22 protein-coding genes and 1 tRNA gene are annotated in these 19,220 nt (G+C 70.1%); 17 read left to right on the forward strand and 6 right to left on the reverse strand.

The window, feature by feature from the left end:
- Positions 1 to 59: 59 nt before the first annotated feature.
- Genes KME78_RS26695 through araA form a run of 6 tightly spaced genes read left to right on the forward strand, consistent with a single transcriptional unit; the run spans position 60 to position 7,363 of the window.
- Positions 60 to 1,583 (forward strand): sugar ABC transporter ATP-binding protein, encoded by a 1,524-nt coding sequence (locus KME78_RS26695; RefSeq protein ID WP_246651918.1) that lies wholly within the window; start codon positions 60 to 62, stop codon positions 1,581 to 1,583.
- Complete coding sequence (locus KME78_RS26700; RefSeq protein ID WP_219532096.1) at positions 1,580 to 2,593, forward strand: ABC transporter permease; 1,014 nt, start codon at positions 1,580 to 1,582, stop codon at positions 2,591 to 2,593. The genes KME78_RS26695 and KME78_RS26700 overlap by 4 nt, the downstream gene beginning before the upstream one ends.
- A complete protein-coding gene (gene yjfF, locus KME78_RS26705) occupies positions 2,590 to 3,579 on the forward strand; it encodes a galactofuranose ABC transporter, permease protein YjfF (RefSeq protein WP_219532097.1) in 990 nt (329 codons plus the stop codon). The genes KME78_RS26700 and yjfF overlap by 4 nt, the downstream gene beginning before the upstream one ends.
- Before the next feature lie 42 nt (positions 3,580 to 3,621).
- Positions 3,622 to 5,268 carry a ribulokinase gene (araB, locus tag KME78_RS26710; RefSeq protein ID WP_308127145.1) on the forward strand — a complete coding sequence of 549 codons (1,647 nt, stop codon included), beginning with the start codon at positions 3,622 to 3,624 and terminating at the stop codon, positions 5,266 to 5,268.
- Positions 5,265 to 5,912 carry an L-ribulose-5-phosphate 4-epimerase gene (locus KME78_RS26715; protein WP_219532098.1) on the forward strand — a complete coding sequence of 216 codons (648 nt, stop codon included), beginning with the start codon at positions 5,265 to 5,267 and terminating at the stop codon, positions 5,910 to 5,912. The genes araB and KME78_RS26715 overlap by 4 nt, the downstream gene beginning before the upstream one ends.
- Positions 5,909 to 7,363 (forward strand): L-arabinose isomerase, encoded by a 1,455-nt coding sequence (gene araA / locus KME78_RS26720; protein ID WP_219532099.1) that lies wholly within the window; start codon positions 5,909 to 5,911, stop codon positions 7,361 to 7,363. Before KME78_RS26715 ends, araA begins: the two co-directional genes overlap by 4 nt.
- A gap of 29 nt (positions 7,364 to 7,392) precedes the next feature.
- Here araA and KME78_RS26725 read toward each other — a convergent pair whose 3' ends face one another.
- Positions 7,393 to 7,833 (reverse strand): PLDc N-terminal domain-containing protein, encoded by a 441-nt coding sequence (locus KME78_RS26725; protein ID WP_246651919.1) that lies wholly within the window; start codon positions 7,831 to 7,833, stop codon positions 7,393 to 7,395.
- Positions 7,834 to 7,854: 21 nt separating this feature from the next.
- Here KME78_RS26725 and KME78_RS26730 point away from each other — a divergent pair, with 21 nt between their 5' ends.
- The 3 genes from KME78_RS26730 (at position 7,855) to KME78_RS26740 (ending at position 10,323) form a co-directional block, all read left to right on the forward strand.
- Positions 7,855 to 9,057: an FAD-binding protein gene (locus KME78_RS26730; RefSeq protein ID WP_219532100.1), complete on the forward strand. Its 1,203-nt coding sequence runs from the start codon at positions 7,855 to 7,857 to the stop codon at positions 9,055 to 9,057.
- 90 nt (positions 9,058 to 9,147) lie between these two features.
- Positions 9,148 to 9,894, forward strand: a complete 747-nt coding sequence (locus tag KME78_RS26735) for an LLM class flavin-dependent oxidoreductase (protein ID WP_219532101.1) — start codon at positions 9,148 to 9,150, stop codon at positions 9,892 to 9,894.
- A gap of 36 nt (positions 9,895 to 9,930) precedes the next feature.
- Positions 9,931 to 10,323 carry a DUF3224 domain-containing protein gene (locus KME78_RS26740; protein ID WP_246651920.1) on the forward strand — a complete coding sequence of 131 codons (393 nt, stop codon included), beginning with the start codon at positions 9,931 to 9,933 and terminating at the stop codon, positions 10,321 to 10,323.
- A 19-nt stretch (positions 10,324 to 10,342) separates the two neighbouring features.
- Here the strand turns inward: KME78_RS26740 and KME78_RS26745 are convergent, their stop codons facing one another.
- Complete coding sequence (locus KME78_RS26745) at positions 10,343 to 11,023, reverse strand: SDR family NAD(P)-dependent oxidoreductase (protein ID WP_219532103.1); 681 nt, start codon at positions 11,021 to 11,023, stop codon at positions 10,343 to 10,345.
- Positions 11,024 to 11,103: 80 nt separating this feature from the next.
- On the opposite strand from KME78_RS26745, the gene KME78_RS26750 reads away from it, so the two are divergent.
- Positions 11,104 to 11,625 (forward strand): TetR/AcrR family transcriptional regulator, encoded by a 522-nt coding sequence (locus KME78_RS26750; protein WP_219532104.1) that lies wholly within the window; start codon positions 11,104 to 11,106, stop codon positions 11,623 to 11,625.
- Here the strand turns inward: KME78_RS26750 and KME78_RS26755 are convergent.
- Entirely contained in the window at positions 11,622 to 12,029 is a 408-nt protein-coding gene (locus KME78_RS26755; RefSeq protein WP_219532105.1) for a hemerythrin domain-containing protein, read from the reverse strand. The genes KME78_RS26750 and KME78_RS26755 overlap by 4 nt on opposite strands.
- Positions 12,030 to 12,081: 52 nt before the next feature.
- Between KME78_RS26755 and KME78_RS26760 the strand changes: the two genes are divergently transcribed.
- Complete coding sequence (locus KME78_RS26760) at positions 12,082 to 12,747, forward strand: helix-turn-helix domain-containing protein (RefSeq protein WP_219532106.1); 666 nt, start codon at positions 12,082 to 12,084, stop codon at positions 12,745 to 12,747.
- Between the two features lie 15 nt (positions 12,748 to 12,762).
- Complete coding sequence (locus tag KME78_RS26765; protein WP_219532107.1) at positions 12,763 to 13,872, forward strand: methyltransferase; 1,110 nt, start codon at positions 12,763 to 12,765, stop codon at positions 13,870 to 13,872.
- Here KME78_RS26765 and KME78_RS26770 read toward each other — a convergent pair.
- Entirely contained in the window at positions 13,845 to 14,819 is a 975-nt protein-coding gene (locus tag KME78_RS26770; protein ID WP_219532108.1) for a helix-turn-helix domain-containing protein, read from the reverse strand. The two genes, KME78_RS26765 and KME78_RS26770, sit on opposite strands and share 28 nt — an antisense overlap.
- Before the next feature lie 6 nt (positions 14,820 to 14,825).
- On the opposite strand from KME78_RS26770, the gene KME78_RS26775 reads away from it, so the two are divergent.
- The 4 genes from KME78_RS26775 to KME78_RS26790 all read left to right on the forward strand — a co-directional run bounded on the left by KME78_RS26775 (position 14,826) and on the right by KME78_RS26790 (position 18,213).
- On the forward strand, positions 14,826 to 15,881 hold the full coding sequence (locus KME78_RS26775; protein WP_219532109.1) for a type III polyketide synthase: 1,056 nt from the start codon (positions 14,826 to 14,828) through the stop codon (positions 15,879 to 15,881).
- Positions 15,878 to 16,381, forward strand: a complete 504-nt coding sequence (locus KME78_RS26780) for an isoprenylcysteine carboxyl methyltransferase family protein (RefSeq protein ID WP_219532110.1) — start codon at positions 15,878 to 15,880, stop codon at positions 16,379 to 16,381. Before KME78_RS26775 ends, KME78_RS26780 begins: the two co-directional genes overlap by 4 nt.
- 274 nt (positions 16,382 to 16,655) lie before the next feature.
- Positions 16,656 to 17,984 carry a vWA domain-containing protein gene (locus tag KME78_RS26785; RefSeq protein WP_308127146.1) on the forward strand — a complete coding sequence of 443 codons (1,329 nt, stop codon included), beginning with the start codon at positions 16,656 to 16,658 and terminating at the stop codon, positions 17,982 to 17,984.
- A gap of 156 nt (positions 17,985 to 18,140) precedes the next feature.
- Positions 18,141 to 18,213: transfer RNA gene (locus KME78_RS26790), tRNA-Ala, on the forward strand.
- 403 nt (positions 18,214 to 18,616) lie between these two features.
- Here the strand turns inward: KME78_RS26790 and KME78_RS26795 are convergent.
- A complete protein-coding gene (locus KME78_RS26795) occupies positions 18,617 to 18,757 on the reverse strand; it encodes a hypothetical protein (protein ID WP_219532112.1) in 141 nt (46 codons plus the stop codon).
- Positions 18,758 to 18,854: 97 nt separating this feature from the next.
- Between KME78_RS26795 and KME78_RS26800 the strand changes: the two genes are divergently transcribed.
- Positions 18,855 to 19,049 carry a hypothetical protein gene (locus KME78_RS26800; protein WP_219532113.1) on the forward strand — a complete coding sequence of 65 codons (195 nt, stop codon included), beginning with the start codon at positions 18,855 to 18,857 and terminating at the stop codon, positions 19,047 to 19,049.
- Here the strand turns inward: KME78_RS26800 and cutA are convergent.
- Positions 19,021 to 19,194, reverse strand: a complete 174-nt coding sequence (gene cutA, locus KME78_RS68065; protein ID WP_219532114.1) for a divalent cation tolerance protein CutA — start codon at positions 19,192 to 19,194, stop codon at positions 19,021 to 19,023. The two genes, KME78_RS26800 and cutA, sit on opposite strands and share 29 nt — an antisense overlap.
- Positions 19,195 to 19,220: the final 26 nt, after the last annotated feature.

Below are 19,220 nucleotides of genomic sequence, written 5' to 3' on the forward strand. Positions count from 1 at the left end.
TTGACGGGGGCCGGCCCGCGCGGCCGGCCCACTCTCAAGAGGAGGAGAGGGACGCCGAGATGGTCGTACCCGCGCCGATCCTGCGGATGAGCGGAATCGGCAAACAGTTCCCCGGCGTGAAGGCTCTCGACGGCGTGGACCTGAGACTGCTGCCGGGCGAGGTGCACGCGCTCATGGGCGAGAACGGCGCGGGCAAGTCCACCCTGATCAAGGTGCTGACCGGCGTCCACCCCATCGACGCCGGCACCATCGAACTGCTCGGCGAGCCCGTCGCGTTCGGCAGCCCGCTGGCGGCGCAGGGGGCCGGCATCAGCACGGTCTACCAGGAGGTCAACCTCTGCGCGAACCTCTCGGTCGCCGAGAACATCTTCGTCGGCCGCGAGCCGCGCCGCTGGGGCCGGATCGACTGGCCCCGGATGCGGGCCCGGGCCGCGGAACTGCTGGCCCGGCTGGAGCTCGACCTCGACGTCTCGGCGCCGCTGTCGACCTACTCGCCGGCCATCCAGCAGATGGTCGCCATCGCGCGGGCCATCGACATCGAGGCCCGGGTGCTGATCCTCGACGAGCCGACCTCCAGCCTCGACGCGATCGAGGTCGAACAGCTCTTCAAGGTGATGCGCAGCCTCAAGGAGGAGGGCATCGCGATCCTGTTCGTGTCGCACTTCCTCGACCAGGTCTACGAGATCTCCGACCGGATGACGATCCTGCGCAACGGGCGGCTGGTGGGCGAATACCTCACCAAGGACCTCAGCCAGATCGAGCTGGTAGCCAAGATGATCGGCCAAGAGCTCGCCGCGCTGGAGAAGCTGCACGGCGAGGCCAAGGTGTTCGACCGGACGCTCCTCGAAGCGCGCGGGCTCGGCCGGGCCGGGGCGATCGAGCCGTTCACGCTGACCATCCACGAGGGCGAGGTCCTGGGGCTGGCCGGGCTGCTGGGCTCGGGCCGTACCGAGGTCGCGCGGCTGCTGTTCGGCGCCGACCACGCGAGCGCCGGCGACGTGACCATGGACGGCACGGCCGTCTCGCTGCGCACGCCGCGTATCGCGATGAACAACCGGATCGCGTTCTGCTCGGAGAACCGCAAGTCTGACGGGCTGATCCCCGATCTCACGCTCCGGGAGAACATCATCCTGGCCCTGCAGGCCACCAGGGGCTGGACCCGGCCGGTCCCGCGCGAGCAGCAGGACGAGCTGGTCGGCAAGTACATCTCCGCGCTGAAGATCAGCCCGCCCAACCCCGAGCACCTCGTACGCGACCTCAGCGGCGGCAACCAGCAGAAGGTCCTGCTGGCCAGATGGCTGATCCTGGAGCCCCGGCTGCTCATCCTCGACGAGCCCACCCGCGGCATCGACATCGGCGCGAAGACCGAGATCCAGCGCCTGGTCGCCCAGCTCTCCGACGGCGGCATGGCGGTGCTGTTCATCTCCGCCGAGCTGGAGGAGGTGCTGCGGCTCAGCCACAAGGTCGGCGTCCTGCGTGACCGCAGGATGGTCGCCGAGCTGCCCAACGACGACGACCTCACCATGGACGTGCTGATGGAGACCATCGCAAGTGGCGGCGCGAGCGGAGGCCGAGCGGAATGAGACGCCTGCTCTGGCCGGCCGTCATCCTGGCCCTGCTGCTCATCGTCAACGTGTTCTTCACCGCGAACTTCTTCTCGATCCAGATGCGCGAGGGCCACCTCTACGGCAGCCTGATCGACATCCTGCGCTTCGGCGCCCCGCTGATCCTGGTGTCGCTCGGGATGACGCTGGTCATCGCGACCGGCGGCATCGACCTGTCGGTCGGCTCGGTGGTGGCGATCTCGGGGGCGCTGGCCTGCCTGCAGATCAGCCAGGACGCCGGCGTCTTCACCGCCGTGGTGCTGGCGCTCGGCCTGTCGGTGCTGCTCGGGGCGTGGAACGGGCTGCTCGTCGCGGTCGTCGGCATTCAGCCGATCATCGCCACGCTGATCCTCATGGTCGCCGGGCGCGGCCTGGCCCAGCTGATCACCGGCGGGCAGATCATCACCATCAACAGCCCCTCGTACAAGATCATCGGTGGCGGCTACTGGCTGACCGTGCCCTTCGGCATCCTGCTGGTCGCGGTGGTCCTGGCGATCACCGTGTTCCTCACCCGCAGGCTGGCCCTCGGGATGCTGATCGAGTCGGTCGGCGGCAACGCCGAGGCCAGCAGGCTGGCCGGCATCCGCTCGCGCGGCATCATCATCATGGTCTACGCCTTCGCCGCGCTCTGCGCCGGCGTCGCCGGGCTGATGATCAGCTCGAACGTGTCCAGCGCCGACGGCAACAACGCCGGCCTCTGGGTCGAGCTCGACGCCATCCTGGCCGTGGTCATCGGCGGCACCTCGCTGTCGGGCGGGCGGTTCTCGCTCGGCGGCACCGTGCTCGGCGCGCTGATCATCCAGACGCTGACCACCACCATCTACTCGATCGGCGTGCCGCCGGAGACCACGCTGCTGTTCAAGGCGCTCGTGGTGACCGCGGTCTGCCTCATCCAGTCGAAGTCGTTCCGCGAGAAGGTGTTCGGCCGGCGCCGCCGAGCCGTGCCGCCCAGCCCGGCGGCGGAGGAGAAGGTCCGGGTGACGGCATGACGACCGTGACGCTCAAGCTCAACGGCCTCAGGACGATCCCGGCCAAGTACGTGCCCGTCCTGGTGACCGCCTGCCTGTTCGTGGCGATGTTCGTCGCGGGCGGCATCCGCTACGAGGGCTTCGCCAGCGGGCAGGTGATACTCAACGTCTTCATCGACAACGCCTTCCTGCTGGTCGTGGCCGTCGGCATGACGTTCGTGATCCTCACCGGGGGCATCGACCTGTCGGTCGGCTCGGTGGTCGCGCTGTCCACGATGATCTCGGCGAGCTTGATGAAGGGGCCCGGGTGGCCGCCGTACCTGGTGATCCCGCTGGTGCTGCTCATCGGCTCCGCGCTGGGGATGGTGATGGGGTACATCATCCACGCCTTCGAGATCCAGCCGTTCATCGTCACGCTGGCCGGGATGTTCCTGGCCAGAGGGCTGTGCTACACGATCGGCACCGACTCGATCCCCATCGAGGACCCGACGTTCACGGCGTTCGCGCAGACCAGGATCGACCTGTTCGCCGACTTGTGGATCTCGCCGAGCGTGATCATCGCCGCGGTGGTGGTGCTGGTGGCGGCGTACGTGCTGCACTACACGCGCCTGGGCCGCTCCGTCTACGCCACCGGGGGCAGCGAGCAGTCCGCGCTGCTGATGGGCCTGCCCGTGGCCCGGACGAAGATCACGGTCTACACGATCAGCGGGTTCTGCTCGGCGCTCGGCGGGGTGTTGTTGTCGTTCTACATGCTCTCCGGCTACGGCCTGCACGCCGTCGGCATGGAGCTGGACGCGATCGCGGCGGTCGTCATCGGAGGTACCCTCCTGACCGGTGGCTCAGGATTCCTGCTTGGTACCGTGCTGGGCGTGCTGGTGCTGGGGCTGATTCAGACGGTCATCAGCTTCGAGGGCACGCTGAGCTCATGGTGGACCAAGATCTTCATCGGCCTCCTGCTGTTCGTCTTCATCCTGCTTCAGCGCCTATTCTCGGCACGCCGAACCTGAATTCCGGGGCGACCCCGTCGTGGCGGATCTAAGGGAGATTATGTGAACGCTAACAACACCTACGTGATCGGTGTCGACTTCGGCACGCTGTCCGGCCGCGCCGTGGTGGTGCGGGTGGGCGACGGCGCCGAGGTCGGCACCGCCGTGCACGAGTACACGCACCGCGTCATCGAGGAGCGGTTGCCCGGCTCCGAGATCCGGCTGGGACCCGACTGGGCGCTGCAGTCCCCGCAGGACTGGCTGGACGTGCTGCGCACCGCCGTGCCGGAGGCCGTGGCCGCCGCGGGGATCGACCCGGCGCAGGTCGTCGGCCTCGGCACCGACTTCACCGCGTGCACGGTGCTGCCGACCACGAGTGACGGCACGCCGCTCTGCTTCCAGACGCCCGAGCGGCCGCATGCCTGGCCCAAGCTGTGGAAGCACCACGCGGCGCAGGCGCACGCCGACCGGATCAACGAGCTGGCCGCCCGGCGCGGGGAGAGCTGGCTGCCGCGCTACGGCGGCAAGATCTCCTCGGAGTGGGAGTTCGCCAAGGGCCTGCAGCTGCTGGAGGAAGACCCGGAGACGTACGCTCGGACCGAGCGATGGGTCGAGGCGGCCGATTGGATCATCTGGCAGCTCACCGGCGTCGAGACGCGTAACGTCTGCACCGCCGGATACAAAGGCATATTTCAGGATGGGAGCTACCCCTCCGAAGACTTCCTGGCCGCGCTCAACCCCGATTTCTCCGGATTTGTCGGCAAATTGGGGCAGGAGCTGTCGCCGCTGGGCGGGCTCGCCGGCCGGCTGACCGCGCAGGCCGCCGAGTGGACCAAGCTGCCCGAGGGCATCGCGATCGCGGTCGGCAACGTCGACGCGCACGTCACCTCCGCCGCGGCCGACGCGGTCCGGCCCGGCCAGATGGTCGCGATCATGGGCACCTCCACCTGCCACGTGATGCCGTCCGACCAGCTCGCCGAGGTGCCCGGCATGTGCGGGGTGGTCCGCGACGGGATCGTGCCGGGGCTGTGGGGATATGAGGCGGGACAGTCGGGCGTGGGCGACATCTTCGCCTGGTTCGTCGACAACGCCGTGCCCGCCTCGTACGCGCGGCTCGCCGAGGAGCGCGGCCAGTCGGTGCACGACTACCTGACCGAGCTGGCCGCCGCGCAGCAGGTCGGGCAGCACGGCCTGGTCGCGCTCGACTGGCACAACGGCAACCGCTCGGTGCTGGTCGACCACGACCTGTCCGGCGTGATCGTCGGCCAGACCCTGGCCACCAGGCCCGAAGACGTCTACCGCGCGCTCATCGAGGCCACCGCGTTCGGCGCCCGGGTGATCGTCGAGACGTTCGAGGCGTCGGGCGTGCCGGTGGCGGAGTTCGTGGTGGCCGGTGGGCTGCTGAAGAACCGCTTCCTCATGCAGGTCTACGCCGACGTGCTGCGCCGCCCGCTCTCGATCATCGACTCCGAGCAGGGCCCCGCGCTCGGCTCGGCGATCCACGCCGCCGTCGCGGCGGGCGCGTACGACGACATCGAGCAGGCCGCGGCCGCGATGGGCGCGCGGCAGGAGAACGCCTACGCGCCCGACGCCGAGCGGGCCGACGCCTACGACCGGCTCTACGCCGAATACCGCACACTGCACGACTACTTCGGGGACGGACGAATGCTGCACAAGCTGCGCGCCATCAGGAATGAGGCAAGCGCATGAGGAAGACAGTCTGCGACTTGCACGCCGAACTGGTGCGCAACAACCTCGTCGCCTGGACCGCCGGGAACGTCTCCGGACGCATCCTCGGCGAGGACCTGTTCGTCATCAAGCCGTCCGGGGTCTCCTACGACGAGCTGACCCCGGAGAACATGGTCGTCTGCGACCTCGACGGCAACCTGGTCGAGGGCGAGCACGCGCCGTCCAGCGACACCGCCGCGCACGCCTACGTCTACCGCGCCATGCCGGAGGTCGGCGGGGTGGTGCACACCCACTCCACCTACGCCACCGCCTGGGCGTCGCGCGGTGAAGCCATTCCGTGCGTGCTCACCGCCATGGCCGACGAGTTCGGCGGCGAGATCCCGGTCGGGCCGTTCGCGCTGATCGGCGACGACTCCATCGGCCAGGGCATCGTCAAGACGCTCAAGGGACACCGCTCGCCGGCCGTACTGATGCAGAACCACGGTGTCTTCAGCATCGGCCCCACCCCCAAGGCGGCGGTGAAGGCGGCGGTGATGTGCGAGGACGTGGCCCGCACCGTGCACGTGGCCCGCCAGCTCGGCGAGCCGCTGGCCATTCCGCAGGACGACATCGACCGCCTGTACGACCGCTATCAGAACGTCTACGGACAGAGGAGCCCGCGTTGAACATCTGGTTTCTGACCGGCAGCCAAGGGCTGTACGGTGAGGACACGCTGCGCCAGGTCGCCGAGCAGTCGCAGCGGATCGCCGCCGCACTCCCGGTGACCGTCGAGTGGAAGCCCGTGCTCACCGACGCGGCCGCGATCAGGCGCGTGATGCTGGAGGCCAACGCGGACGACTCGTGCGCCGGCGTGATCGCCTGGATGCACACCTTCTCCCCGGCCAAGATGTGGATCGCCGGGCTCGACGCGCTGCGCAAGCCGCTGCTGCACCTGCACACGCAGGCCAACGTCGAACTGCCGTGGAGCTCCATCGACATGGACTTCATGAACCTCAACCAGGCCGCGCACGGCGACCGTGAGTTCGGCCACATCCAGACCCGGCTGGGCGTGCCGCGCAAGACCGTGGCCGGGCACGTCAGCGACCCGTTCGTGGCCGACCGCGTGCTCGCCTGGTCGCGGGCGGCGGCGGGCCTGGCGGAGGTACGTACGCTCAAGCTGGCCAGGTTCGGCGACAACATGCGCGACGTCGCCGTCACCGAGGGCGACAAGGTCGAGGCGCAGCTCCGCTTCGGCGTCTCGGTCAACACCTACGGCGTCAACGAGCTGGTCGAGGCCGTGGACGCGGCCTCCGACGCGGATGTGACGGCGCTGGTCAAGGAGTACGCGGAGCTCTACCGGGTGGCGCCGGAGCTGCTGGGCGAGCGGCACGAGTCGCTGCGTTACGCCGCCAGGATCGAGCTGGGCCTGCGCGGTTTCCTGGAGGCGGGCGGGTTCCGCGCGTTCACCACGAACTTCGAGGACCTCGGCGGCCTGCGCCAGCTCCCCGGCCTGGCCGTGCAGCGGCTGATGGCCGACGGGTACGGCTTCGGCGGCGAGGGCGACTGGAAGACCTCGGTGCTGCTGCGCACGCTCAAGGCCATGGCGCCGGGCGGCACCTCGTTCATGGAGGACTACACCTACAACCTGACGCCGGGCGAGGAGCTCATCCTCGGCGCGCACATGCTGGAGGTCTGCCCGTCGATCGCCACGGGCACCCCGACCTGCGAGATCCACCCCCTGGGCATCGGCGGCCGGGAGGACCCGGTGCGGCTGGTGTTCGACGCCGAGCCGGGGCCCGGCATCGTCATCGGGCTCGCCGACATGGGGGACCGGTTCCGGCTGGTGGCCAACGAGATCGACATCGTCGCGCCGCCGCACCCGCTGCCCAAGCTGCCGGTGGCGCGCGCGGTCTGGCGGCCCCGCCCGAACCTGCGTACCTCCGCCGAGTCCTGGCTGACCGCGGGCGCGCCGCACCACACCGTGCTCTCGACGGCGGTGGGCGCCGAGGAGCTGACGGACCTGGCCGACATGCTCGGCGTCGAACTGCTGATCATCGACGCGGACACGACGGCCCGCAGCTTCGCCAAGGAACTGCGCTGGAACCAGGCGTACTACCGGCTGGCGCAGGGCTTCTAGGCGTCTGCAGCTTCTGGGCGTCTGGGTTTCTAGGCGTCTTCGTCGGGTGGTTTCGGGGCGTTCCTGCGCTGTTCCTCGGCACGCTCGCGGAGGCGGCGCAGGAACTCCTCGTCGTCGTCGGGGTTGCTCGCGGTCGCCCGCCCCGGCCGGTCGTACTCGGGGAACCCGGTCGGCCGCGCCGCCTGGACCGCCTGCGGCCGCCCGGCCACCAGCCAGATCACGGAGCCGACCAGCGGGAACAGCAGCACGACGAGCACCCAGAGGATCTTCGGTAGGTTACGGCACGCCTCTTCCGGCGTGGTGATCGCGTCGAACAGGCAGTACAGCCAGAGCACCATCGTGGCCAGGCCGAGAGCCTCGGACAGGTAGAGCACGGAATTCTCCTTGGCGAGGCCCTCGTCAGGAGTGCCTTTGTCGTCGGCGCTTTCGTCGCGGCACTCGAAGGTAGCGCCCGCTCGCGGCGCCGACAAGAGGTATGGAAGGGTAAAGCGGTGACGCTGAAGAATTGGGCGGGAAATATCGCCTTTCAGGGGAAAACCGTCCACCATCCCTCCACCCTCGACGAGCTGCAGAACCTGGTCGCCGACACGGCCACCATCCGGGCGTTAGGCAGCGGCCACTCCTTCAACGACGTCGCCGACACGACGGGCGACCTCGTCACCCTGGACCGCCTGCCGTCCGAGGTGGAGATCGACAGCGCCACGGCGTGCGTGCGGGTCGGCGCGCGGACGACGTACGCGGAGCTCGCGCCCATCCTGCACGCGAACGGGTTCGCGCTCGGCAACCTCGCGTCGCTCCCGCACATCTCGGTGGCGGGCTCGTGCGCGACCGGCACGCACGGCTCCGGCGGCGGCAACCAGAGCCTGTCGGCGGCCGTGGCGGCGCTGGACCTCGTCACCGCCGACGGCTCCCTGACCACCCTCCGGCGGGGGGACGCCGACTTCCCCGGCGCGGTCGTGGCGCTCGGCGCGCTCGGCGTCGTCACCTCGGTCACCCTCGACCTCGTCCCGGCCTTCGACCTGCGCCAGTACGTCCGGGAGGACCTGCCCGACGACTTCGACTTCGAGGCCGTCATGTCGGCCGGATACAGCGTCAGCCTGTTCACCGACTGGCTGTCCACCCGCGTGTGGCTCAAGCGCCGCACCGAGCTGCCCGCCGGCGACTGGCACGGCACCCGCGCGGCCGACGGCCCCCGCCATCCGGTGCCGGGCATGCCGGCCGAGAGCTGCACCGAGCAGCTCGGCGTGCCCGGGCCGTGGTACGACAGGCTGCCGCACTTCCGGGCCGACTCGCCGCCGAGCAGCGCGGGCAACGAGCTGCAGTCGGAGTTCCTGCTCCCCAGGGCGCGCGCGGCCGAGGCGCTGCGCGAGCTGCGGGCCATCGGCGACCGCATCAGGCCGGTGCTGCAGATCTCCGAGGTACGTACGATCGCCGCCGACGACCTGTGGCTCAGCCCCTACAACGGCCGTGACACGGTGGGCGTGCACTTCACCTGGGTCAAGGACACGGCGGCGGTGCTGCCGGTGATCGAGCTGGTCGAGGAGCGGCTGGCGCCGTTCGATCCCCGGCCGCACTGGGGCAAGCTGTTCACCCGGTGGCCGTCGTGCCCGGAGCGCTTCCGAGACCTGGTGGGGCGCTATGACCCGGCGGGCAAGTTCCGCAACGACTTCGTGCGGATACTGCTAGGGGAGTAGGCGAGCCGTGCGGGCTTGCGCCCGGCGGGGTACGGGATCACCGGTCTCGGGGACGATGTCTCGCCGGGGCCGGTGGTCGATCGTGGGACCATGACCACGCACCCGTTCAGATTCGGCGCCGTCGCCGGTGCCGATCTCCATCCCGACGGCTGGGGCGAGCTGGGCCGCCGCGCGGAGGGCCGCGGCTTCGACACCCTGCTGGTGTCCTCGCGCTCGTCCGACATTTCGGATTTGTCGGGCGCGCTGTCTCCGTTCGCCGCGGCGGCCGCCGTCGCCGCCGCGACGACCACCCTGCGCGTCGGGACGTACGTCGTGGACGTTCCTTCGTGGACGCCGGAGAGCGTGGCGCGGGAGGCGGCCGGGTTACGCGCGGTCAGCGGCGGCCGGTTCGAGCTGGGCCTGGGCGCGGTCCCACCGGTGACGGGTGACACCCCCGCCGAGCAGGTCAGGAGGCTGGCGCGCACCGCCGACGCCGTACGTGACGTGCCGATCCTGATCGCCGCGTCCTGCAGCGGGCTGCTCAGGGTGGCCGCCGAGAAGGCCGACACGGTGGATCTCCGGCTGCCGCCGTGGTGCGCCGAGGCGCGGGTGGCGGCGACGCTGGACGAGCTCTACGAGCTGGCCGGCGACCGCTACGACCACCTGGAGCTCAGCATGCGCCTGACTGTCGCGGCGGCGAGCCCGTACGAGGGCGCCGGGGTGCTGACCGGAACCCCGGACCAGATGGCCGCCACCTTGCGCGAGCGCAGGGACAAGCTCGGCATCTCGTACGTCACAGTGGACGCGGGGTCCATGGACGCCTTCGCCCCCGTTGTGGCCGAACTTAGTGGTACCTGACCGTTCCTGACAGGTATCCCCGTCACCATGGGACGTATGACAGCAAAGGGAACCTTCGACACCGCCGACTGGAACGCCCAGTCCCCGTACGACGAGGCCGACGGCGTCTCGCTCGGCCACGTCACCATGGGCAAGACCTTCCACGGCGACCTGACCGGGACCAGCGTGGTCCATCTGATCGTGGCGGGGACCCCGGAGGAGAGCTCGCGGGCGTACGTGGCGATGGAACGGGTCGTGGGCAGCCTGGACGGCAGGTCGGGCAGCTTCGTGTTCCAGCACTTCGCGGTGGATGACCGGGGCGAGAAGTCGCTGCGCGTCGCGGTCGTACCGGACTCCGGGACCGGCGAGCTGACCGGCCTCAGGGGCGAGCTGGACATCCTCATCGCCCCCGACGGCGCGCACTCGTACGTCTTCGACTACCGGCTCTGAGGAACGGAGCCGGCGAGCGCTACGAGGCTTGCAGCCCGTTGATCGCGGCCTGGACCGTCGCCAGGTCGCCCAGGATCACCTCGTTGCGGTCCCGGTCGGTGTGCAGGCGCCAGTGGGTCTCGGCCACCGCCTCGGGGGCGGCCGGAGAGCCCGGGGCGATGGCGGCGCCGATGGGGACGTGGCCCACATGGACGCCACGGTCCGACACCGCCTGCGCCAGGGCGAGGACATAGTTACGCAGCCCCGCCACGGCGATGCCGACGTTGCCCAGGAAGTCGATCGGGTGGACGGCCGAGATGCCCGAGGTGAACAGCAGCGTGCCGGAGCCGCGTTCGAGCATCCCGGGCAGCACCGCGCGGACAGCGGTGACCGCGCCCAGCACCGCCCCGTCGAAGGCGTCCTGCGCGCTCTCCCGCGTCACGTCCAGCGCGGAGGTGAGGGAGCCGGCGACGCCGGCGCCGTTGTAGAGGAGGACGTCGACCGGGCCGACGCGCTCCAGGGCCGCCGTCAGGGAGACGAAATCGGTCAGATCGGCGGGATGCGCCGACGCCGCGACGCCATCACGGGCGAGCTCGCCGGTCAGCGCGGCCAGGTGCCCGGCGTCCCGGGCGGTCAGTGCCACGTCGAACCCTTCCCGGCCGAACCTGCGGGCCACCGCCAGGCCGATGCCGGGCCCCGCGCCGATGATCGCGATCTTCATGTCGGACTCCTTAAGTCGAGGGTGATCCTCAGGTTAGCAGGAACATGAGGGCATGCCTCGACTTCGGTAGGATGAGCGGCGTGATTCGCCGCGACGCCCAACGCAACCGTGAGGCCCTGGTCGCGGCCGCCCGTCAGGTGCTGGCCGAGCGGGGGGTGGACGCGCCGCTGGAGGCCGTGGCCCGGCGGGCGGGTGTCGCGATCGGCACCCTCTACCGGCACTTTCCCGAGCGCGGCGACCTGGTCGACGCGCTGCTCGACGAGAAGACGCGGGCCTGGGCCGACCTGGCCCGCGAGTCGCTCGGCGCCGACGATCCGTGGCGGGGACTGGCGGAGTTCCTGGAGCGCACGTGCGAGCTGCAGGCCGCCGATCGGGCGTTCACCGAGCTGGCCTGCCTGTCCCATCAGGACGACGGGGCCGAGATCAATGAGCTGATCCATCGGCTCGTGGAGCGGGCGCAGGGGGCCGGGGCGCTGCGGGCCGACGTCGGCCCGCTCGACCTGGTGTTCTTCATGATGGCCAACTCGCGCGTGGCGGAGGCCGCGCCGGGCCATTGGCGGCGACACTTCACGCTGATGCTCGACGCCCTGAAGGCGGTCTAGAGCCCTTCGGGGAAGTCGGTCATCGCGTTGAGCAGCGGCACCAGCTGCTCCTCCTCGTAGTCGAGGTGCGCTTCCAGCTCGCGGGAGAGCTGATCGAGTTCGGCGCCGTGGCCCCCTTCCGGCAGTTCGCGGATCCGGGCGAGCAGCCGCGCCACCACCTGGTGCTCGGCGCGCAGCCGGGCCAGCACCTCTGCCAGCTCGGGGTGCGCGCCCGCCAGATGCGGGAACAGGACGTCGTCCTCGCCGGTGTGGTGGGCGTGCAGCGCGTCGCAGAAGGTCAGGCAGTGCTCCCGTAGCTGGGGCCGCGAGCCGGGCGCCCGCCGCAGCTCCGCGAGCTCCCGCCGGAACCCATCGTGCAACTTCACCAGCTCGTCACCCATGGCGATGAGTCGTTCCGCGCTCATGTCGTTCCCTTCGAGCGAGTTTCTATACGCGTATAGAAAGTAGCATGGCAGGATGCCAGCGCGTACAGGACGGCCACCCAAGATCTCCAGAGCGGACATCGTGTCCGCCGCCCACCGGATCATCGAGGCCGAAGGGACGGAGAGCCTGACGATGCGCAGGCTGGCCCGCGAGGTCGGCACCACGCCCATGGCCCTCTACCACCACGTGCAGGACAAGGAGGCACTCCTCCTGCTGCTGCTCGACGACTACGCGGCGGTGATGCCCCGGCCCGAGCTCCCGGACGAACCGGCCGAGCGGATGGCGGCGGCGGCCGTCGCCATGCACGACGCGCTGGCGGGCCGCCCGTGGGTCGTGGACGTCCTCAGGGCGGACGACCTCCTCTCGGTCAACGCGCTGTGGTATCCGGAGACGATCATCGACGCGGCCGTACGCGCCGGGCTGACCCTGGAACGGGCCGTGGACGCGTACCGGATCATCTGGCACTACACAGCGGGGGAGATCACCGCGCGGGCGGCCGCGCGGCGCAGGCGGGAGGAGGGCGGGCCGACCTATCGGCGGCGGGTGTTCGCCGAGCTCGACGCCGAGGCGTTGCCGCGCCTCGCGGCGGTGGGAGATCGGTGGGAGGAACTCACCGCGCGCGACACCTACGGCGAGGGGCTGCGTGCGCTCGTCGCGGGGCTCCTGGCACCACGATTCGCCACGGACGGCCGTTCATGAAACGGTCGGGGTCTGATGATCCGATGGACTGAGGCGGGCGAGGAACGTTCGGCGCCGTGGCGTTCCGCGCTGGGCGCGCCGCCACCCACGCGCGTGGTGATCGCCGACGACCGGATGAAGGCCGACACCGCCTACCGCCTGGCCTGCGAGGGCACCGCGCTGCTGTGGCGCGGCGACTTCCAGAACGCCCGCCAGCTGCTCCAGGCGATGGGCCGCCGGTGTAAACCGGTCGATCCCGGCGCCACGTTCTACCAATACCGCCAGGCCCAGGGGCAGCGGGCGCGCACGCTCGGCATGCTGCTGATCCCGTACGAGGAAGGCCACCGCATCCCGCTCGCCCGCGCGCCCGACGTACGGCAGGCCTGCGAGGAGGTCTACGGCCCGGCGGCGGGCCCGGCGGTGGGCCAGCTGCGCGAGCTGCTCGGCCTGATCGGGGCGCACGAATGGCGGAAGAAGGGCGTCGAGGTCTCGGCCTTGGGTGCCCGGATTTATCCGCACTACGGAGTGTTCTCCCCGATTCGCGGCGAATACGTTGATCTGGTGGCTCAGGCGCCCCTGCCCGACAAGCGGCTGGCCTTCGAGCTCGGCACGGGCACCGGCGTTCTGGCGGCGGTGCTGGCCAAGCGGGGCGTCGAGCGGGTCGTGGCCACCGATCTCGACCCGCGCGCGGTGGCCTGCGCGCGCGACAACCTGGCCCGGCTGGACCTGGCCGATCGGGTCGAGGTGGTGGCGGCGGACCTGTTCCCGCCGGGCCGCGCGCCGCTGGTCGTGTGCAACCCGCCCTGGCTGCCCGCCAAGCCGTCGTCGCCGCTCGACCAGGCCGTGTACGACCCCGGCGGGCGCATGCTCCAAGGCTTTCTCGACGGCCTGGCCGATCACCTGGAGCCGGGCGGCGAGGGCTGGCTGGTGCTGTCGGACCTGGCCGAGCACCTGGGGCTACGATCCCGCGCCGACCTGATGGCCGCCTTCGACGCGGCGGGGCTGCGGGTCGTGGACCGGCTCGACACCCGGCCGCGTCATCGGCGCGCGTCGGACGACACCGATCCGCTCAGCGCCGCGCGGGCCGCCGAGGTGACGTCCCTGTGGCGGCTCGCGGTTCAAGCGTCGCTGAACGCGCGCCGGTAGGCCGAAGGCGACGTACGCATCGCGCGGGTGAAGTGGTGCCGGAACGTCACGGGGCTCTCGAACCCCACGGCGGCCCCGATCTCCTCCACCGGCGCGGCCGTGCCCTCCAGCATCGGCAGGCTGGCCGCCACCCGCTGGGAGATCACCCAGCGCAGCGGGCTCGTGCCCGTCTGCCGCTTGAAGTGCCTGATGAACGAGCGTTCGGACATGTGCGCCACCCCGGCCAGGTCGCCGACGCTGATCGGCTGTGCCAGGTGGTCCATGGCCCAGGTCATCGCCCTGGCCACCGCGTCGTCGTCCTCGACCGGCGTCACCGCGGCCTGGATGAACTGCGCCTGCCCGCCCTCCCGATGCGGCGCGATGACCAGGCGGCGGGCCACCGCGTTGGCGACGTTCGGGCCGTGGTCGCCGCGGATCAGGTGGATCAGCAGGTCGAGCCCGGCCGCGCTGCCCGCGCTGGTCAGCACGTCGCCGTCGTCCACGTACAGGACCGAGGCGTTGACCGACACCTTGGGGAAGCGCTCCTGGAGTAGTTCGGCGTATTTCCAGTGGGTGGTCGCCTCGCGCCCGTCGAGCAGTCCGGCGGCGGCCAGCGCGAACGCCCCCGAACAGATCGACACCATGCGCGCGCCCCGCTCGTGCGCCAGCCGCAGCGCCGCGACGAGCTCGCCGGAGACCTGCCCGCGTACGTCGGCCACGCCGGGGACGATCACGGTGCCGGCCGAGACCAGCGCGTCGAGCCCGTGTGCCGCCTGCAGCGTGAACCCGCCGACCGCCCGGAGCGGCTGGGGCGTCTCGGCGCAGACCTTGAGGTCGTACCAGGGCACACCGAGTTCGGGCCGGGGCAGCCCGAAGATCTCCACCACACACCCCAGCTCGAACGGCGACATCCCATCGAAGGCGAGCACGGCGACACTCGGCAGTCCAGTGCGTACGGGCATGAGCATGGCCGCATGTTAGCCCGCCACTCTCAGCGGCAGAAGAGATATATGCACATTTCGGGGGTACAGACCGTTTTGCCCGATTACCGCTACGCGCAGGCGGAGATCACCGAGGCGTTCTCCCGGTTGACCGAGGCCGACCACGACCAGCTCGAACGCTTCCACGAGGCCACCGGCGTGCAATACCGGAACCTGGTGCTTCCGCTCGACGACTACGCCAAGCTCGACTCGTTCGGTCGCGCCAACGACATCTATCTGGAGATCGCGCTCGACCTGGGCGAACGGGCGCTCCGTGGCGCGCTGGACAAGGCGGGCGTATCCCCGCGGCGGGTGGATCACCTGGTGTTCTGCTCGACCACCGGCCTGGCCACGCCGTCCATGGACGCGCGGCTGCTGCAGCGGGTGGGGCTGCGGCCGGACGTCAAACGGGTGCCGATGTTCGGACTGGGCTGCGCGGCGGGAGCCTCGGGTCTGTCGCGGCTGAACGACTACCTGCGCGGCTGGCCCGACCAGGTCGCGGCGCTAGTCTGCGTGGAACTGTGCTCGCTGACCATCCAGCGCGACGACACCTCGATCTCGAACCTGGTCGCCAGTGGTCTGTTCGGTGACGGCGCGGCGGCCGTCGTCGCGGTGGGACGCGGCCAGGGCCCGGAGGTGGTGGCCACGCGCAGCAGGCTGTACTCGGGCACCGAGCACCTCATGGGCTGGCAGGTGAGCGAGCGGGGATTCCACCTCATCCTGGACGCCGAACTCACCGGCTTCGTGGAGAAGGTGCTCGCGGGCGACATCAGGACCTTCCTCGCCGACAACGGGCTCACCCCGGAGCAGGTCGGCACCTGGATCTGCCACCCCGGCGGCCCGAAGGTGATCGACAAGATCGTGGAGCGACTGGGCCTGGAACCCTCGGCTCTGGAGGTCACGCGGCGGTCTCTTCGTGAGCACGGGAACATGTCGTCGGTCTCCGTACTGCACGTCCTGCAGGAAACCCGCGGCCGTCCGGGCCAGCCGGCCGTGCTCCTCGCCCTCGGGCCCGGTTTCTCGGCCGAACTGCTCCTGCTGCACTGGTGAGTCCCTACACGATCCTGATCGGGCTGGTCGCCGCCGAACGGCTGGCCGAACTCGCCGTGGCCCGCCGCAACCTGGCCTGGGCCAGGTCGAAGGGCGGCATCGAGTACGGCAGGCGGCACTATCGCTGGATCGTCCTGGCCCATACCGGTCTGTTGCTGGCCTGTCCGGCCGAGGTGTGGCTGTTCGACCGGCCCTTCATCCCGTTGCTCGGCTGGCCGATGCTGGCGATCGTGCTGATGGCTCAGGGGCTGCGCTGGTCGTGCGTCGCCGCCCTGGGGCGGCAGTGGAACACGCGGGTCGTCGTGGTGCCCGGGATGCCGCTGGTCAGCGCCGGGCCGTACAGGTGGTCGCGGCATCCGAACTACGTGGCCGTGGTGGCGGAAGGGGTGGCGTTGCCGCTCGTACACACCGCCTGGCTCACGGCGCTGGTGTTCACGCTGGTGAACGGGGTGTTGCTGGCGGTCCGGGTCCGGGTGGAGGAGGCGGCGCTGGCCGGCTGAGCGGATCACGTGTTGATCGCGGTTTGCGCTCGCTTGCGTCACCGGCCCGGCCACGCCATTTCCGGAAGCCGTCATACGGCCGGAGGTGGTTGCGATGAAATTTCGTCCTTTAGTCGCCAGTGTCGGGGTCGTTGGGCTTCTGACATTGGCCGCCTGTGGCGGCTCGGGGGGATCCCACGAAGACTCCGCCGCGCGGGCGCCCGCTACCGGTCCCGCAGCACCAAGGGCTACGTCAGGAGTCAAGACGCCCGCCGATGCAAAGCCTCAGCCCTCCGTGAGTGCTTCTCCGGAGACTCAGGAAGACACGTCCGCGGCGCAGATCTCGACGTTCGCCCTGGACGTGGATACCGCTTCGTACACCTATGCCCGCCGTACCCTCCAGGAAGGACGCTGGCCCGAACCGGGGCAGATCCGGCCGGAGGAGTTCGTCAACGCGTTCCGGCAGGACTACGCGCAGCCGGCCGACGACGGGTTCACCGTACACGTCGACGGCGCCAGGATGCCCTCACGCAACCAGGCCGTCCTGCGCGTCGGGCTGCAGACGCGCGGCTCCGACGCGGCGGCGCGGCGGCCCGCCAACCTCACGTTCGTGGTCGACGTGTCGGGTTCGATGGCCGAGCCCGGCCGGCTCGACCTGGTGAAGCAGTCCCTGCACACGCTGATCGACCAGCTCGCGCCGGGCGACCAGGTGTCGATCGTCTCCTTCAGCGACGAGGCCAAGCTACTGGCCTCGATGACGCCGCTGGCCGCACGTGCCGAGCTGCACGCGGCGGTCGACCAGCTGGCCGTGGCCGGCAGCACCAACCTGGAGTCCGGGCTGGTCACCGGCTATGAGGAGGCGGCCAAGGCGTTCCGCCCCGCGGCCACCAACCGGGTCATCCTGCTCTCCGACGGCCTGGCCAACCAGGGCAGCACCGAATGGCGTTCCATCCTGGACCGGGTCAAGGAGTACGCGGGCCGGCAGGTCACCCTGCTGACCGTGGGCGTCGGCCGGGACTACGGCGACTCGCTGATGGAACAACTGGCCGACAACGGCGACGGCGCCGCCGTCTACGTCAGCACGCAGGAGGACGCGGACAAGGTCTTCGCCGCCCAGCTCCCGGCCACGATCGAGCTGCGGGCGCGCGACGCCAAGGCGCAGGTCGTGTTCAACCCGGCGGTCGTGGAGGGGTACCAGCTCATCGGGTACGAGAACCGCGCCCTGTCCACCGAGGAGTTCCGCGACGACAGCCGTGACGGGGGCGAGGTCGGCCCCGGCCACTCGGTCACGGCTCTCTACGCGGTACGCCTCAAGTCCGGCGCGACGGGGCAACTGGCCCAGGCGACCGTACGCTGGCAGGACCCCGACACCAGGAGCCCCTCCGAGGCGAGCAAGGCGGTGGACGTGGGCGCGCTGAACGAGTCGGTGTGGGAGAAGGCGCCGATGCGGCTGCAGGTGGACGTGGTGGCGGCGGCCTTCGCGGTCTACATGCGGGACCGGAAGGCGTTCGGGATGGACCTGCCGACGCTGGGGGACCAGGCCAGGAGGCTGGCGGGGGCGGCGGAGGACCCGATGGTGACGGAACTGGCGGGACTCATCGACAAGGCCCGCTCGGTGGGGTAGCCGCTCTCGGCCGTACTTCTGGCTGGCTTGGCTGGGCCGCTCTGCTGGGTCGCTTTCCGCAGGCTGGGCCGCTTCTTCGGGGGCGGCCCATTGCCTGTGGGTGGTGGGCTGGGGCGTGGGTGGGGCTGGAGTCGGATACACTTGTGGACGGTTCGAGGGGCTATGGCGCAGTTGGTAGCGCGCCTCCATGGCATGGAGGAGGTCTGGGGTTCGAATCCCCATAGCTCCACTCACCCCCAACAAAGGGCCTCCGCTTCGCTCCGGGCGTTCTTCCCGGGGCCACCCGCCCGTTGCCCATTTGGGTGGTTAGCCGTTTGACGCCCGCCCTTCCACAAAGGGCTTCGCTTTGGGCGCTTCGCGCTTATGGACGCTCAGTCGCTGCTTCCAATCGGGCCCAGTCCCGACCCCTGGAGGGCCTCGCTTCGCTCGGACGCCCTTATCTGGGCGCAGGCTTCGCCTGCACATGCTGCTATGGCCCTTCCTGAATGGCTTGCTTGTCACCCGGCGGCGTGAGTGTTCGGGGAAGCCGCTGGGCGGACCGCTTGATCAGCAAGGGTCCGAACTCGCGGGTTGTGAGCCCGCCCCCAGTGAGCAGTAGTGAGAACTGGGGAGCGTTCAAGAATCTAACCAGGTCACATGGCCGCGGTCGCGTCGCCCATACGATAGGTGCCGTCATCGAAGGTGGCGGTCAGCTCCAGTCGTCCGCCGATGGCCTCGATGTAGCGGGCCAGCACTTCTACCGAGGTGGCGTCGCCGTTCTCTATTTGGGACACGCGCATCTTGGTCACGCCCGGCGCTGCGGTGGCTCCCGTTTGGGATCCCATGGGCGATGGCCGACTACTACCGTACCGAGCTGATCAAGCGATCCGGATGGCCGCCGGCACCGGCCTGCTGCAGTCCGGCGTCGTGTTCCATACCGAACGCGGCTCGAACTACACCTTTGATGAGTGCGATCGCTTCCTGGCCGGCTTGCGGATCCGCCGCTCGGTGGGCCGCACCGGCGTCTGCTCTGACGACGCGATGGCTGGGTCGTTCTTCAGCGTAATCCAGAATGAGTGGCTGTAGCGGGGGCTACGTGTCCATCGATCCACTTCAAGTACTCAGCATCGCCGCCCACGATGGATGTCACAACGATGTCAGGCGTTTCGAGGGTGTGGTGTAGGCGGATGTACTCCTCAAGCGCGGGCGCCTTTGCGGTGGTCGTGCGCACTGTGAGCTGCCATATCGCACTACTCC

The organism is Nonomuraea guangzhouensis (genome assembly GCF_019396345.1).
Classification (GTDB): Bacteria; Actinomycetota; Actinomycetes; order Streptosporangiales; family Streptosporangiaceae; genus Nonomuraea; species Nonomuraea guangzhouensis.